General features: G+C 41.7%; 14 protein-coding genes. 2 read left to right on the top strand and 12 right to left on the bottom strand.

Translation table 11 applies throughout. From position 1 onward, the window contains the following. Positions 1-16: 16 nt before the first annotated feature. From AC0VX1_RS11820 to AC0VX1_RS11775, 10 genes are all read right to left on the bottom strand, one after another. Positions 17-805, bottom strand: a complete 789-nt coding sequence (locus tag AC0VX1_RS11820; RefSeq protein WP_235568314.1) for an SDR family NAD(P)-dependent oxidoreductase — start codon at positions 803-805, stop codon at positions 17-19. A gap of 34 nt (positions 806-839) precedes the next feature. Further along, entirely contained in the window at positions 840-1,349 is a 510-nt protein-coding gene (locus AC0VX1_RS11815; protein WP_034312295.1) for an aromatic-ring-hydroxylating dioxygenase subunit beta, read from the bottom strand. A 21-nt stretch (positions 1,350-1,370) separates the two neighbouring features. Next, complete coding sequence (locus AC0VX1_RS11810) at positions 1,371-2,672, bottom strand: aromatic ring-hydroxylating oxygenase subunit alpha (protein ID WP_095393928.1); 1,302 nt, start codon at positions 2,670-2,672, stop codon at positions 1,371-1,373. Positions 2,673-2,710: 38 nt separating this feature from the next. Beyond that, complete coding sequence (gene nadX, locus AC0VX1_RS11805) at positions 2,711-3,496, bottom strand: aspartate dehydrogenase (protein ID WP_475471354.1); 786 nt, start codon at positions 3,494-3,496, stop codon at positions 2,711-2,713. Positions 3,497-3,512: 16 nt separating this feature from the next. Then, positions 3,513-4,958 carry an aldehyde dehydrogenase family protein gene (locus tag AC0VX1_RS11800; RefSeq protein WP_413008308.1) on the bottom strand — a complete coding sequence of 482 codons (1,446 nt, stop codon included), beginning with the start codon at positions 4,956-4,958 and terminating at the stop codon, positions 3,513-3,515. A 12-nt stretch (positions 4,959-4,970) separates the two neighbouring features. Then, on the bottom strand, positions 4,971-6,659 hold the full coding sequence (locus AC0VX1_RS11795) for a thiamine pyrophosphate-binding protein (protein ID WP_475471352.1): 1,689 nt from the start codon (positions 6,657-6,659) through the stop codon (positions 4,971-4,973). 30 nt (positions 6,660-6,689) lie between these two features. Beyond that, on the bottom strand, positions 6,690-7,481 hold the full coding sequence (locus AC0VX1_RS11790; protein ID WP_055348419.1) for an SDR family oxidoreductase: 792 nt from the start codon (positions 7,479-7,481) through the stop codon (positions 6,690-6,692). Between the two features lie 101 nt (positions 7,482-7,582). Then, the gene (locus tag AC0VX1_RS11785) at positions 7,583-8,521 is read right to left on the bottom strand and encodes a VOC family protein (protein ID WP_475471350.1); all 939 of its coding nucleotides are present in this window, start codon (positions 8,519-8,521) and stop codon (positions 7,583-7,585) included. 120 nt (positions 8,522-8,641) lie between these two features. Continuing rightward, the gene (locus tag AC0VX1_RS11780) at positions 8,642-9,175 is read right to left on the bottom strand and encodes a cupin domain-containing protein (protein ID WP_034312308.1); all 534 of its coding nucleotides are present in this window, start codon (positions 9,173-9,175) and stop codon (positions 8,642-8,644) included. 273 nt (positions 9,176-9,448) lie between these two features. Beyond that, the gene (locus AC0VX1_RS11775; protein ID WP_048678846.1) at positions 9,449-10,264 is read right to left on the bottom strand and encodes an IclR family transcriptional regulator; all 816 of its coding nucleotides are present in this window, start codon (positions 10,262-10,264) and stop codon (positions 9,449-9,451) included. Between the two features lie 1,146 nt (positions 10,265-11,410). Between AC0VX1_RS11775 and AC0VX1_RS11770 the strand changes: the two genes are divergently transcribed. After that, on the top strand, positions 11,411-12,703 hold the full coding sequence (locus tag AC0VX1_RS11770; RefSeq protein WP_283930658.1) for an MFS transporter: 1,293 nt from the start codon (positions 11,411-11,413) through the stop codon (positions 12,701-12,703). A 253-nt stretch (positions 12,704-12,956) separates the two neighbouring features. Next, positions 12,957-13,139, top strand: coding sequence for a YppF family protein (gene yppF, locus AC0VX1_RS11765; protein ID WP_055348417.1), 183 nt, complete (start codon positions 12,957-12,959; stop codon positions 13,137-13,139). 211 nt (positions 13,140-13,350) lie between these two features. Here yppF and AC0VX1_RS11760 read toward each other — a convergent pair whose 3' ends face one another. After that, on the bottom strand, positions 13,351-14,676 hold the full coding sequence (locus AC0VX1_RS11760) for a GntT/GntP/DsdX family permease (RefSeq protein ID WP_475471346.1): 1,326 nt from the start codon (positions 14,674-14,676) through the stop codon (positions 13,351-13,353). A 56-nt stretch (positions 14,677-14,732) separates the two neighbouring features. Further along, positions 14,733-15,455, bottom strand: coding sequence for a GntR family transcriptional regulator (locus AC0VX1_RS11755; protein ID WP_095678358.1), 723 nt, complete (start codon positions 15,453-15,455; stop codon positions 14,733-14,735). Positions 15,456-15,457 lie beyond the last annotated feature (2 nt).

Below are 15,457 nucleotides of genomic sequence, written 5' to 3'. Positions count from 1 at the left end.
TTATATTATTATGAACTCAACCCAGTCCGCGAACGGACAATCCTCCATCACTGGAGATGACTTCACCGGTAATAGCACGCGCTGCGTCTGATGCCAATAGGACATATGCAGCTACATGATCTTCGGGCAGCTGTGCAAGCTGAAGAGGGTTTCTTTTTTTTATGCTATTTGCCTTCGTTTCATTATCCACCATTTTAACGAATGGACGTAGGGGAGGTATGACCGATAATGCGGTCAGAGTGCCACCAGGCGCTACAGCATTCACCCTGATGTTAGGAGCGAGTTCAAAGGCAAGTTGGCGCATCAGCCCTATTTGGGCATGCTTGCTTGCTGTGTACCACACCCCGCCGCCATCCGGATAAAAACTGGCACCGGATACGGTGAAAATAATATTTCCATTCGATTTTTGCAGTTCTTCAAGAGCGGCTTTAGCACCGAAGAATGATCCTTTAACATTAATATCGATCAGAAAATCATATGCATCGGAAAGTGCATCGGGAGTTACGTCGGCAAATTTAGCAAATCCATCAAAGACTCCTGCATTGGCAACGAAAACATCCAGTTTTCCAAATTGCTCGACAGTGGCTTGGACAGCCCTTTCATTGTCTTCATATTTGCTTACATCGCCTTGGTTAATGAGAATATCTTCACCAAATTCCGCTTTCATTTTCTTTAGCGTTTCTATCGAGCGGCCGATGATGCTGACTTTTGCCCCTTCTTGTATGAAACGTCTAGTGACAGCCTCCCCGATACCTGAATTGCCACCGGTAATCAGCACTACTTTATCCTTTAACGCCATTGCCATTGTAACCAGCCTCCTCTTTTTAACCAAGTCAATATTATACGAAGATAGCAAGATTTCTGGTATTTATCGTTGATTGATCAACAATGAATATTCGTTTGGAAAGTTTCCATTTACCTTCTTCGAAAATGAATTCATCATTTCGTTCCCCCGAAATCAGATCATGTTGAATATCCGTGCTGCGGCTACGATAGATGAGCAGGTAGCTCTTGACGACTGCCTTTTCACCTTCAACATAGTCTTTAACACGTACATTTGAGACAAAACGCCGTGTTCTTGATGGCGGTATTTCCGCCCAAGCATAATCCGTTTTCAAACGATCCACACGCAGTTTAAGCAGCTCAATATCATCATTAAATGTAAACATGTCCGTTGAATAATCCGGGCGTTCCACCCCTTCTTTATTAACACGTACAGGCATTTGATAACGTAAGCTCGAATGCATTAAATCGAACCAATCATCAAATTCAATATCATCCAGTAATTGAGCTTCATCATACAGCCACTGTTCAAATTGACATTTGAGCAACATTTTCTCCACATTCATTTCCCTTACCCCTCCCGCTTATCATTTCGTCATCAATTCAAGCCAGTACTTGTAAAAATTCCTTTGGCTCGCTTCAGTGAATTTATCATCGTAAGCAACACCAGGACCTATAAAATCAACTGGTTCACGATGAAGACCCATTGTATAATTGTAGGTTAGATTCTTTAGGAAAGGCATTGGTCCTTGGGCTGCTTCAGTGATATCAGTAAAAACTTCCGTATCATCCTGTTCGAAAATACCGGATGGACTAAAGGTCAAGATAAATGAATCTCTAGATCTATCTTTCCAATCTTGGGAGGCGTTCTTTTCCACGAGCATCCAAGCAATCACTTCCATTTTATTGTGACCGATTGGCCGCCACATCCTTATTGAAGTGTTGGAGATGAATTGGTCTTTGATTTTTGTATGGGATATTAAAAATGATAGGTTAGGGAAGACATTCCCAATCATATTCTTTAAGTTGGATAACACTCCATATTGTTCTTCTGACAAATTATTTTTAAATTCATCTTTCAATTCTTCCGGGAAAGCGAAGTCAGGATTAGGAGTCCCTAAGTTTAGTCCATGACCGTTATCCGTATGGATTTGAAAACCGCGCTTTGAATAGGTAGCATTGGGCACCATGCCCAGTTTGGCAATGGATCCGTGTGTGACCATCGTGTGATAGGAATCACCAACAAAGTTATCGGAACCAACTTTCCAGTTGGAATTAACAACGAATCTTTGCGGAACTCCGATTACTTCCATTTCTGCACGTCCTACAAGGATATCCAAATACCATTTAATGTCTCCAAGAAACTCTTCAAGCGGCTCTGCATCTTCATTCCAAGTTCCAAATAAAAGACCTTTATAGGATTCAAGCTTTACTTTGTGAAGGCCCATTTCCGAGCGGTCAAGGTTACCCCCATATATATCCTTTTGTAATGGCACTCCTACGAGTTCACCAGTGTTTTTAAAATTGAACCCATGGTAGGGGCAAGTAAATAATGACTTGTTCCCTTTATCTGCACGGCATAGTTTCATTCCGCGATGGGTGCACATATTATAAAACGCCCTGATTTCCCCTTCAGCATCACGAGTAATGATGAGCGAGTAGCCAGCAAGTTCACGGGTCATGAAGTCTCCTTTGTTCGGTACTTCAGAATCATGACCGATAAAAACCCATGTTTTCAAAAACACTTTTTCATGTTCTATATCATAAACCTTTGGGTCTCCAAGGAGGTATGCAGGTATAACGCCTTCCTCTGGTTTAACCGTTTCGTTCAAATAGTCAACAACTTGCTGTTTAGACATTTCTTCTAAGGATTTTTCAGTTTTAAGCATACTTTTTCTCTCCCTTCCAAGCTTTACATCATTATGCATTACCCGATCTGAACGCTTTTTCCCTTGTTTTGCAGAGTCGCCAAAACGCTTAATGCCGCTAGATAACTCGTTTTCGGGTTATTTGGCATCGGATCATTTTCCACTTCCAGTTTCAGTTTCCCGAACGAACCTGACGCTTCTATCAGGTGATTGTTTTTTAACACTTTTGGATCGGCAATGATTTTTACTTTCGTCTTTTCTGATCCAAGACCAGCCATAGACAGCACAATCGCAACATTAATGTTTCTCGGAAACAGCTTGATCGCTTCTGCAGCAGTTCCTTCAAATAATACCGTTTCTTCTGTCACTGAAGACCCTGCCGGCAATGCGTTTGGCGGTTTTCTTGTGGTGATGCAAACAGATTCAAGGCCATTCACCGCTTTTGCCGATTTAAGTACATCTAGACCTCCAATCGCACCAGACGGAAGGAGAATATTCACGCCATTCAATTTACAAATCTGGTTTGATTGTTCTTCAAAGGCGGAATTTGCCATCACGCCAATGCTGCTTAGCAAGAGATCCTTCCCGCTTTTAAGCACTTTCAATGCATACTCTTCAGCTGCTTCTATCGTTGCAGCCTCTATGACTAAATCTACATCGGATTTAAGGAGTTCGTCGACATCACGATATGGCTGTGTCCTGAATTCTTCAGCTAATTGTGCCGCAACTTCTTCACGGCGGGCATAAATCGCAACGATTCTTCCACCTGGAAGAAGCCCGTCGTTATTAATGGCCTGAAGCAGAAATTTTCCGATATTACCGCACCCGATTAAACCTAACTTCATGTAGTTTCATCCTTCCTCAATCAGCAAACCCGTATGAGTCCGCAAAGAATTCCAACCCGCAATGTCTTGTTTCCCGCGAAACACCGCTTTCTTTTAAGCCAGGGAAGTCCAGGGCCAAGTCGCTGAAAACGGTATGATTATTATGGAATACCGCACCAGCTTCAAGGCGATCTGCCATTTCGACAGCGATATCTTCATTCTCGGTCCAAACAGATGCACGCAGCGCAAACTCACTATCATTCGCTAATTTTACAGCTTCATCGTTATCATTGAAAGGTAAAATTGGAATGATCGGTCCGAATTGTTCCACTCGAACCAATTCGCTCTGCTGATCGACGCCAGTAATAATGGAAGGAAGCATATAATAACCTTTATCCCAAGTTTCCGGATTCAGCTGAATGCCGGTTGTGATTATATTTCCTCCTGACTTAGCGGTACGTTCGATCAAGCCATTCACAAAGTCATATTGTGCTTTATTATTCAATGGACCCATGGTTACATCAGGCTGAATTCCATCACCGATCACCATCCGGCTGAACTCTTTGGTCAGTTTCTCCACAACTTCATCATATCGTGATTCTTGGACGTACACTCTTTTTACAGCAGAACAAACCTGACCCGCTGCTCGTAAAATCCCCATCCTCAAACGTTTGATAGCCGCTTCGTCCATATTGGCATCTTCCAAGATGATGGCAGGATCATTGCCGCCAAGTTCCATATATACTTTTTGCAGATTTCCAGCTGATTTCTGCATGATATCTTTCCCGGTTTCCGTACTTCCGACAAACGCCAATGTCCTTACGCGTGAATCGGAACATAGTGTGTCGCCGATTGCTTTTCCTGATCCTGAGACTATATTGATGACTCCTGGAGGAAAATGTTCAGCAACTACTTTTAAACAGGTCATGATCGTTAAGGGACAATTCGTTGCAGGTTTTACGACAACGGCATTGCCTGCCAAAACAGCAGGTATGACCCTTTTAAATGTTAATATCATCGGAGAATTCCACGGTGTGATTATTGCCGTGACACCTCTTGCCCTTCTTCGGATTTGGACTTTTTGTTTTCCTGGAAGCACTTCAGGCTTCCACCAATCAAGTAACTCTGCTGCACAGCCCTTCATTACTTCAACACAGCGCAGTAAATCCTTTTTAGCTTCAACAAGTGTTTTGCCATTCTCACGTACAAACACTGTAACATTTTCCTCGATAACTTTTGATAGTTCTTCTGCCGCAGTGTTCATCCTGTTTGCCCGTTCCCCGATATCAGAGCGAGACCACGTTTCAAAAGCATTTTCTGCCGCTTCAATAGCGCCATTCACGATTTCTTCAGAGCATTTTGCCACCTGGCCAACTACTTCCGATGTATTTGCCGGATTTACAACATCGACTTTTTCCGGTAATTCTATCCATTCTCCATTAACTAGATATTTTCCTGAAACAAATGGGTATGTCGAAATCATTCTCAATCCTCCTTATAGTTTTTTGGGCTTGAATGCTTCCGCAGCTCCCGGTGGTCCGCCAAATGGTTTGGCCATTGGCCCCACAGCTTCCATATCAACGACGATCATTGAAGGTTTACGTCTTTCCTTAGCCTTTTTCAGTTCGGATATGAACTCATCTCCAGAACCAATACGCACTGCATCAAAATGCATGGACTCAGCCAGTTTCACAAAATCAGGGCTCAATAAGTCCACAGCTACCTGCCGACCATATGCGGCTGTTTGAATATTGCGAAGAACTCCATAGCCTGAGTCATCGAACAATACGATGATAACTGGTAAGTTTTCTTCGGCTGCCGTAACCATTTCCCCGACGTTCACCATAAACCCACCATCTCCAGCCATAAGAACGACGGTTTTATCTTGACATCCCATTTGGGCACCGATTGCTGTTGGAAGACCTTGACCAATTCCGCCGCCTGATGCATGAATCGATGTTCTCGGTTCATAGATTTCAAATAAACGGCTACCCCAAACATTTGCCTGTACGGTCACATCACGAACTAGAATGGTATCCTCTGGTAATATCTCCCTCATGCCATCTACAAATTGCTCATACGGTCCAAGCGTTTCCCTGAGTTGAACGCGCACTTCATTTCTAAGTGAAAGTACTTCTTGTAAATAAGATGGCTCTGCATGAACTGAACGTTCTTCAAGCTTTTGAATGATGGCAGCAAGCATATCTTTTGCATCGCCAACCAAACCTAACGTGGCTTTATAGTTCCGGTTAATGGCCTGCCAATCCGCATCGATCGCTATATGTTCTTGTGGCACCGGCACTTTCCAGTTGGATGTTTCATTCCCCCTAAACCTTACACCTACGCTGATCAATAAATCTGCATTTCTTAAAAAATCTTTTGTAGTTTCATATGCCGCAAAATGTCCGATGCATTGTTCATGGTTTTCTGGAATCGAACCTTTTCCTGACTGACTGGTTATTACCGCTGCACCAAGGATTTCCGCCAATTTTTGCAGCTCTTGCGAAGCATTGGCACTGATGACTCCACCACCGGCCCATATGACAGGTCGGCTTGCGCTTACCATTTTTTGAACGGCTAGTTCAGGAATAATTGGCATTGAAATTTTTTCAGAGGGTGAAGTTCGTAGCCCTTCGAGTGAAAGATCCTCTATGATCACCGATTGATAGTCAATTGGAATTTCCAATGTAACCGGACCCGTTGGTGCAGTTAAAGCTTCTTGAATTGCCTTCCTTACTACTGCTGCGGTTTGGTCAGGGTTTCTAAGCCTCACTGCATTTTTACAAGCTCCGCTCATCATTGAAAGCTGGTCTTTACACTCATGTATGTATCCTTTGCCTGTACCAAGATAAGAAGAAGCCACCTCACCTGTTAGATGAAGAAGGGGGACACCTGCTGCCCAAGCTTCCACTAGTGAACCAGCTGCATTTCCTGCCCCTGTTCCAGTACTGGTAATCACTACACCCAATTTCCCGGTGGCGCGTGCATATCCATCAGCCATATTTACGGCACCGCTCTCACCGCGTGAACAAATGAGTTTGATGCTCCCTTCCCTAAGAATTGCATCATAGATGGGCATATTGTGAATGCTGACAATCCCGAAAGCAGCTTCCACACCTGCTTGAACAAGCTCCTTTACGATGGAATCGGCGGTCGTAAACTCTATTTCTTCTTGTATTTTCATCGCGTTATCCTACCTTTTTCAGTAATATATTTATATTGCCTTTCCGATCGCTCCTGCCGTCTCAATCGTCGAACCCGCTACATAACTTGCTTTGTCTGAAGCAAGGAAAACAATGACACTGGCCACTTCTTCCGCTTCCCCTACGCGGCCGAGAGGGATATTCCGTTTTTTCGCTAGGTCCCCGTAATACTCTTCAGGGTCCATATCAGGCGCATTTTTCAACCTTCTTCGCTCCCATTGATCGGTCCGGATCAATCCAAGACTCACTGAATTCACCAATATATTGTCAAAGGCCAATTCCTGGGACAAGGTTTTGCTTAAATTAAGGAGGCCAGCCCTTGCTGCTGCAGTTGCTACCATATGACGTTCAGGTTCTTTGGCAAGCGTTGCATTAATATTAATGATCCGCCCTCCTCCCCTTTTCACTAAATGAGGATGCGAAGCACGAACGGCATATATGATGGCAAAAAACTTTAACTGAATCTGTTCTTCCCACTGCTCATCCGTTATGTCAAAAAAGTGTCCCATCACGCTTTGACCGGCTGCATTCACCAAAATATCGATTCCGCCAAACCTCTCAGCGGTACCATTAATGAAAGAATCCACATCCGATTTTGAGGTGACATCACATGTTGATGCAAAAATATCTTCCTTTTCACCAAATGAGAGCAATTGACTTTGTGCACTTTCCATACGCTCAGCACTTCTGCCGCAAATAGCCACTTTCGCTCCTTCAGCTAAAAACATTTCTGCTGTTTTTAATCCCACTCCCGACGTGCCGCCCATAATGACAGCCACTTTTCCTTGCAATCCTAAATCCACTCTCTTCACTCCTTTTCAAAGCCATTTTCCTCAAATGCTGTCCTTTAATCAACAAGAAGCTAACTACGCGAAAGAATCATGGGAGGAAATTAAACTCCTCCTCATTTTTTCGCCATGACAGAACCACCTATATGAGAATCAACCCAGCCTGGATCGGGATCTCCTCCCATTGCTTTGCGCGCTTCAGGTTTCGGCGGCCCTGCAATGCCCCACTGATCCATTAAATGCGGAACCCGTTTCCATACACGTGCTCTCCACTCAGATTCATCTTCGATCGTTTCCAGATAACATGTATACTCCATTACAAAACCGCCTGGGTCTTGAAAATAACAGAAAATATTGTCTCCCGGCCCATGACGTCCAGGTCCCCAAAGTTCTGACAAGCCCGCTTTTCGGACATTGCTTATTCCTCGCATCAATTCATCCACGGAATCGACTTCGTATGCGATATGATTGACTGACGCATGTTCATCTTGATTGAAGGCGATGGAGTGATGCTTTCTGTTGCACCGGAGGAATGACATTTGATGCTCACTCCAATCAGTGACTTTAAAACCAAGTACATCCGTATAAAACTCAACGATCATATCTAAGTTCTTCGTGTTCATTACAACATGATTCAATTTCACTGGATCAACATTTTTCTTGCTCCAAATAGACGTTTGCACTTCCACCCAAGCCGAAAGCTCGATCACGCGGTTTTCCGGATCAATAAACCGCAGGCCATAACCGGCACCTGCTTCATCCAAATATCCAGGCGGTTCAATAATTCGAACGCCCTTCGATTGTAATATCCCTGCTGCACGGTCCACCGCATTTTTATCGACCATGCCAAAAGCTATATGGTGCAATCCTCGTTTTTCTCCCCTGTGAAGGCTAAGAATATGATGTTCCGGTCCAGCCCCCCGGAAATAAACCGTATTCTCCTCTTCCGGAACATCCACCCTATCCAGACCCCAAACCTTTTCATAAAACTCTGCTTGATCGTTGAAATTCGGAGTAATCATGCTTATATGCCGTAAATGAGTAATCCCAAGCATTTTTTTAACCTCCCATAATTTAGATTGCCCTTTTGATATTCGCATTGGCCATATTAACAATCTAATCGAAAAGGGCGCCTCATTAATTTTCATAATGCAGGTGCCCTTTCGGCTTAATGATCAATCTTTAATGATGGCTTCTCTTTCTTTAGAGCGTTGTTTACGAAGTTCTTCCAGTTCACTGCCTTCAGGATATGTCGGTAAGTTAGGCTTCACTGCCCCAAGCATCACTAGCATGCGCGCCTCTACATCCCCGTCATTCCTAATTCCCCGATAAACCCCTGGCGGGCTGCTTATGCAGTCTCTCGCACTTAATTTAATTTCATGCACTTCACTGTAGCTGTCCTCTTGAATTAATGCCGTGACTTCACCCTCAAGAATGAAAAACACTTCTTCAACATCGTCATGAAGGTGCAAAGGACCGATACATCCCGGAGGAAGCACCATCGTACTTAAAGTGAAATGTTCACCTGCAATTACATTCGTATCGTTATTGGCAGTGGCACCACGTCCGATATATCTCATCTGTGCGCGTCTATAAGCGGGATCAATTTCTTCTTGGAACTTCAAGACATTCCAATCAAGAGTACGGTCTTTCAATCGGGCAACATATTTTTTTTCAAAATCCTTCACTGAAAAAGTTTCTTTTGTCATTTTAAAATTCCTCCCTTATTTGTTGTTTCTAAACCGAATTATGTTTCATAAGCAAAACATTGTTTTGTCTATGAATTAAGTCTAAAATGAAAACGCTTCATTGTCAATGAGTTTTTAGAATATTTAAAACTATTTTTATAATCCGAACGTTCATCACTATGGGATAGACTTGTAACGATTTGCTTTTCTTAACACAAAAAAGTGTGGATTTCCCTAATGGGAGATCCACACTTTCGAAAGAGACTATTCACTTATTAATCGATTTTAAATCGTTCAGACATCTTCGTGTTGATAAGGCTTAACCCCGCTGTATCCCATATAAACGGATAACTGACGAGAAACTTCCAACAGTTTCGGCAAGGCAATTTTATCGATGAAATCCTCTTGATAAGCAGACTCTGTTGCTACGACATTCAAGGCAGCCAATACTTTCCCAGTCCTATCAAAAATCGGGGCGGCAACCGAACGGATGCCAGGGTGGAATTCCCCGCTTGTCATCGAATAACCATTTTGCCGAATCGAATCCAGCTGTTTTTGAAATTCACCAGGCGCGGTGAGAGTTTTGTCTGTATAAGGAGTAAGGTTCGATATTTTGAACATTTGCATGAGCAATTCTTTCGGTTGATATGCCAAAAGTAATTTTCCATTGGCCAAAGCATGTGCCGGCAGCCGCAAGCCTATGTTCACATTGACAGCGGATACACCTCTGATCGGGGCACTTCCAACATAAACAACTTCCTGTCCATCCAAAATGGAAAGATGGCAGGAGGCTCCGATTTCATCACGCAAGGTCTCCATATAAGGTTGGACAATTTCCTGGAATTTCAAGCTATTCAAATAGCTGAACCCCAATTCAAGAACTTTAGGAGTTAAACTATAACGTTTGGTATGTTCATCCTGAGACAAGTAACCAATATTTTGTAATGTGAATAATAAACGATATGGTACTGTTCTGCTTACTCCCAGTTGTTTTGCTATTTCTGAAAGAGACAAGCTCGGCTGTACTTCATTAAAGAGCTTAATGATTTCCAAGCCCCTAACCAATGAATTAGCACTATATTTCTCTTTCTCTTTTTCTTCGCTTGCCATTCAAGTATTCCCCCCGTTGTGAATAAATCTCATTTTCCCTGACTATAACCCGTTCAGTAAAGCTTTCTTCATACCTAGAAAGAAGAACTTGCAACATATATATCCATTTTTTTCTGATCGTTCTTTTGGTGAATGTTTATGATGCATACTTCAATGGTTGTCTATTTTCTTTTGCTTCCTTAACTAGACAGGTACTTTGGCGCCAGTAGCGCGCACCGGCCTTTACTTTGCAAGTTCTTCCAATCATATTTCGATGGATTGTAATCAATTCAGAAGTTTCCGTTTACTTTCTTTCCTGCTAACAACAGCTGGTCTATGAGTCATATCAGATATACTCAATGCTTTCACCGCTTCCGGAAAACGGCTAGTAAAAGCCGGGAACTTTCAACCGAGCTGGTGTCTTCGAGCGCTATTCATTATCCCTATTCCTGTTAAAAGAATCAGTACCGCAAATTGGCAACCATTACTACCTTACAATCCTTAACTCTTCATGTATAAATAGAATAGTGTTTATGTGTCAATTAAAGCATATTTACATATATAAAACTATTTGGAAGGCCTAGCATAATTGACGTTTCAATAGAAAAGCTCGTTGTTATATGACCAAATATAACCAATTACAGCAGTAAAAACAAATAAAGAATTTTCATACATCGATATTCTCTGTCAAATCGCGAAATTTTCCGTATTAAGCATTTCATATACAAAACAATATAAATGAATTATAGATTTTCCTGATTTTAAATTCAATATCAACAAGTCAGAATTTTTAATAATTTGTAAATAATTTGTTTTTTGGACACAAAGAATCAGTATTACTTCCATTTAAAGTCCTGGTTGATAGAGCTCCCATCTACTCAATAGGATGAAACAAAGTTCGATTTATAACTGAAAGCGCTTATAATCTAAAAATATAAAATAGTCAAAATATTAAATTGACAATCAAATTATTTTAATTTATCGTTAAGAAAGTAAAACTTTGTTTTCCTTACAAAACACATCTGTTTCTTTTTTCTATCAAAATTTTAAAGAAAGGCGGGAAAAATCAAAACAAACTAGTACCTTTCTAAAGGGATAACTTTAAAACACTTATTCTCAAATGTAAGCGTTTTAAGTAATGTTAAAAAGCGATAGGGAGATGGTATTATGTTAAATGGGCAAAAAAGATGGTTGTATATTGCCGTACCAATTTTTTTCTTTTGGTTTTTCGGACAAATTGATAAGGTTGGCATTTCCATCATTCAAACAGATCCAGAATTCTTGCATGCACTCGGTATTACAGGTGCTGACAAAAATGCAAAGATCGGTCTTCTATCTTTTGTATTCACCATTGCTTATGGAGTTTCAAATCTTTTTTGGGGCTTCATCATTGATAAATTGGGTGCCCGAAAAACAGCCATCGCCGGTTTATTCGTTTGGACAATCACGATGATTATGTCAGGACTGGCAAATTCATATGAAATATTTTTAATTAGCAGGATCATTCTTGGTTTTGGTGAAGGGATGATGATTCCGGTTTCCGGAAAGCTCATTTCTAACTGGTTTAATAAACGCGAACTGGGGAGGGCTCAGGCGTCTTGGCTTACCGGAAACTATTTAGGACCGGCAATGGGAGCCGTTGTTTTGGTGCTTGTGATATCTTTACTTCACTGGCAAGCAGCTTTCTTTATGCTTGCAGCTTTCAACTTATTTATAAATATCCCGATGTTCATCTTAATGACGAGGAATACACCAGAAGAACACCCCCGTATAAGTAAAGATGAATTGGCATTCATTCGCCAAACGGATGATGAAATAAAAGAAACCGCCCATTCAGAGAATAAGAAAAGTTTCGCCCAAGATTATCGTTTCTGGATCGTTTGGTTCGGCATGCTCGTATGCTCCTTCTTATTTTTCGGAATCAGCATTTGGCTTCCTACATATCTCATTGAAGCAAAAGGGTTTGAAAAGGAAGGAATGTCAAGCATTACTTCACTTTCCTGGCTATTCGCTTTAGGATTTGTCTTGGCCTGCGGTTTTCTGGCTGACAAAACCAGACGTCCAAGTTTGATGGCCACGATTCTATTTTCATTGACGGCTGTCTTTTTGACTGTAGCAGTCTTCATCCCCAACCCTATTTTGGCCGGACTATGTATGGGACTGGCAATGGGATGTCAAGGCGGTGTGTTCCACCTAAGCAATATGCTCATGGTAAAATACTCAACACCTGAAACGGCAGGACGAGCCGCAGGTCTAATTGGATTCACGAATATCATGGGCGGCTTTTCGAGCTATATCATGGGATGGCTTCGTGACTTGTCTGGCGGGGACTTCAGTTCATCGATCGCCATGCTGATTTTTACAGCCCTCTTAGGTTTGGCAGCTTATTTATTCTCCATTAAGAGAGAATCCGCAGAACTGCGCTTATCACCTATACATGTACAAAAGATACAAGCATGAAGTCCTTGTAAAATCAGTTTTATACCTCCAACCCTTGAATTATCAGGGGTTTTTCTTGTGCCGACTTAAAAGTAAGTCGAAATAACATCGCTCTTTTTTGGATTTCCCGATAAAAGTTCCCACCGGTTACTCCGAATCACTCCTTTATTTGTATAAATATGTCGATAGTTAAAATATTCAAAAAATGATATTTTTTTGAATGCCCATGTTATATTATTTATGGAAAAAAATACTTGTCAAGTAAGGTGAGTGTGTGAATATAGAAGTTTTAATTCTCCATTATATTCAGGAAAAACGTCAAAAACCAAACCATGCCAATGATTTATTGGACTATATTCAGAATGAATATGTAAACGGGAAGCTGTCAATCTTGCAATATAGAAGTCTCTGTCAGGACTTATATCTTCGAGGAGCCAAACAAACGTCTCCTGGATGAAGCTACACCCTTGTCACTAGATTAACTACTTCCAATTGTGGATGAATTTTGTTTCTGTTTTATTCCGCAACGACCAATCCATAAAAATACAGCAGGTCATTTCTCCCCCCAGTATGTTCATAAATAAATAAAAGCCTCCGTGATCTGTCACCCCAAGACAGTTCACGGAGGTAAATGTTACTTAATCAGACATTGCAGAATTTCATTTTAATTAAATGAATATATCGAAAATTAAAACCAAACCGAATGCAACGAAGGAAAGTAACGTTTCCATCACTGTCCAAGTTTTGAAAGTTTCTTTAACGGTTAGTCCCATGTATTCTTTTACTAACCAGAAACCGGCGTCATTAACATGGGAGAACATGAGTGAGCCTGCTCCCGTGGCAATTACGAGCAATTCTAGATTTACACCCGTCATATTGGCAACGACCGGTGAAACGATCCCTGCTGCCGTGGTCAAAGCGACGGTTGCAGAACCTGTGGCAATCCGAATCAATCCGGCCACAAGGAATGCAAGAACGATCGGTGATAAAGAAATTTCTTCAGACATGGAAGCGATTGCAGTCCCTACGCCACTATCAATTAAAATTTGCTTGAACCCTCCGCCAGCACCGATAATTAGAATTATGGATGCTAATGGCAATAAGCATTCTTCCGTCAACTTTTTAATTAGTGATTTGTCCATTCCCTGTCTGTAGCCCAAGAAATAGTAAGCTGCAAAACAGGAGATTAATAGGGCGATCACTGGACTTCCGATAAACAATAAGAATTTTTCAATCGAACCCTGTAGCGGCAGATAAGGCGCCACTACCGTTAAAACCATCAACAATACTGGCAAAAGGATGATGAAGAACGATACTCCAGTGCCGGGTAATCCACTTGACTTTGTTTCGACACGGATCAATTCCGGTTCTCCAACAGGAATAACCCGTTTATGGATCCATTTTGCGAATAGCGGTCCCGCAATTACAGCCGTCGGGAATGCGATGATCAAGGAGTACAGAAGTACCTGCCCCATGTTAGCATTATAAATTCCAATAGCTGTCATGGCTCCAGGATGCGGAGGCACCAGCCCATGTACGATCGATAAACCAGCAAGTACTGGAATGCCAATTAACAAGATGTTCACTTTGGTTGATTTACGAATGGAAATGACCAAAGGAAGCAATATTACTAAACCAACCTCGAAAAATACCGGAATGCCGATGATGAAACCAGATAAAAGCATGGCCCATGGCAGGTTTTTCACACCGAATTTATTAATGAAAAAGTCAGCAACCTGCATTCCAGCTCCAGAGTCGGACATCATCTTTCCTAGGATGGTCCCTAAGGCCAATATTCCAATAAGGTGCCCAAGGACCGCTCCGACACCCGTTTCATAAGCTCCAACGATCTTGTCCATTGGCAGTCCGGAAAAAATCGCTAAAAATAAACTGGCAACAGTCAGGCTGATGAACGCATGCCATTTCCACAATGATACCCCCAAAATGACGATTACGATTGCTATCAGCGTGATTCCTAATAAATATAGTTCCATATATTCTCCCCATTCCCAAGAAATCGCTTACATTCAAACCAATACAATAAATGGGATTATTGTACCGGCTCGTTATATGTCACAATGTAGTTCTGTTTAGCCGTGTTGTAATATCCTTCACTGTATTCCGTAACATTTCCGTCCCCATCACTGGAAATCCTAATCCTCTTTAGTACTGGACTATTTTTTTCGATTTTCAGTGTTTCGCAAATGTGATCCGGAGCGATAGCAACGGCAAACTCATCTCTGAATGTTTCAAGTTTGACGTTTTGCTCTTCCAAAAAGCGGTACAAAGAATTGATTTGGACCTCTTTTATCTCTTCTTGGTTTAAATCAAGTGAAATATAATGTGTAAAGTAAATATAAGGTTCATTGTCCAATAAATATATCCGTTCGATACTTATGCAACGGGCACCAAATAAAGAATGCAGCTTAGAGTCTGAAGAAAGGTCAATCTGACTTATGTTTAACACCTTTTTTAAAATGGAGTGCCCTTCCTCCACCAACAGCTCTGTGAAACGTTTCCCTTTGGAAAGTTTGACAATCGAACCATTAGCTATGACTCTAGTGCCTTTGCCGCTTTTCTTTTCAACATACCCCTCTTGCACGAGTTCTTTGATTGCATTACGGACAGTAACCTTACTTACGTTAAATTCTTCTTCCAAAAGAGGCTCGGAGGGAATGTTTGTGTCGATGGCATAAACCCCATGTAAAATACGATCCTTTAATATTTCTTTTATCTGTAAATACATCGGTCCATTTTTCCTGTTCACATTCATTC

This window comes from Peribacillus sp. QJM3NY_7 (assembly GCF_056173225.1).
The sequence above is the reverse complement of the archived record's forward strand: the minus strand, read 5'-3'. Positions and strand labels throughout refer to the sequence as shown.

What these genes read in the sequence shown, in the direction of transcription:
- AC0VX1_RS11820 (WP_235568314.1), bottom strand. Translation starts at nt 805, where the DNA reads ATGGCAATGGCGTTAAAGGATAAAGTAGTGCTGATTACCGGTGGCAAT.
- AC0VX1_RS11815 (WP_034312295.1), bottom strand. Translation starts at nt 1,349, where the DNA reads ATGAATGTGGAGAAAATGTTGCTCAAATGTCAATTTGAACAGTGGCTG.
- AC0VX1_RS11810 (WP_095393928.1), bottom strand. Translation starts at nt 2,672, where the DNA reads ATGCTTAAAACTGAAAAATCCTTAGAAGAAATGTCTAAACAGCAAGTT.
- nadX (WP_475471354.1), bottom strand. Translation starts at nt 3,496, where the DNA reads ATGAAGTTAGGTTTAATCGGGTGCGGTAATATCGGAAAATTTCTGCTT.
- AC0VX1_RS11800 (WP_413008308.1), bottom strand. Translation starts at nt 4,958, where the DNA reads ATGATTTCGACATACCCATTTGTTTCAGGAAAATATCTAGTTAATGGA.
- AC0VX1_RS11795 (WP_475471352.1), bottom strand. Translation starts at nt 6,659, where the DNA reads ATGAAAATACAAGAAGAAATAGAGTTTACGACCGCCGATTCCATCGTA.
- AC0VX1_RS11785 (WP_475471350.1), bottom strand. Translation starts at nt 8,521, where the DNA reads ATGCTTGGGATTACTCATTTACGGCATATAAGCATGATTACTCCGAAT.
- AC0VX1_RS11780 (WP_034312308.1), bottom strand. Translation starts at nt 9,175, where the DNA reads ATGACAAAAGAAACTTTTTCAGTGAAGGATTTTGAAAAAAAATATGTT.
- AC0VX1_RS11775 (WP_048678846.1), bottom strand. Translation starts at nt 10,264, where the DNA reads ATGGCAAGCGAAGAAAAAGAGAAAGAGAAATATAGTGCTAATTCATTG.
- AC0VX1_RS11770 (WP_283930658.1), top strand. Translation starts at nt 11,411, where the DNA reads ATGTTAAATGGGCAAAAAAGATGGTTGTATATTGCCGTACCAATTTTT.
- AC0VX1_RS11760 (WP_475471346.1), bottom strand. Translation starts at nt 14,676, where the DNA reads ATGGAACTATATTTATTAGGAATCACGCTGATAGCAATCGTAATCGTC.
- AC0VX1_RS11755 (WP_095678358.1), bottom strand. Translation starts at nt 15,455, where the DNA reads ATGAATGTGAACAGGAAAAATGGACCGATGTATTTACAGATAAAAGAA.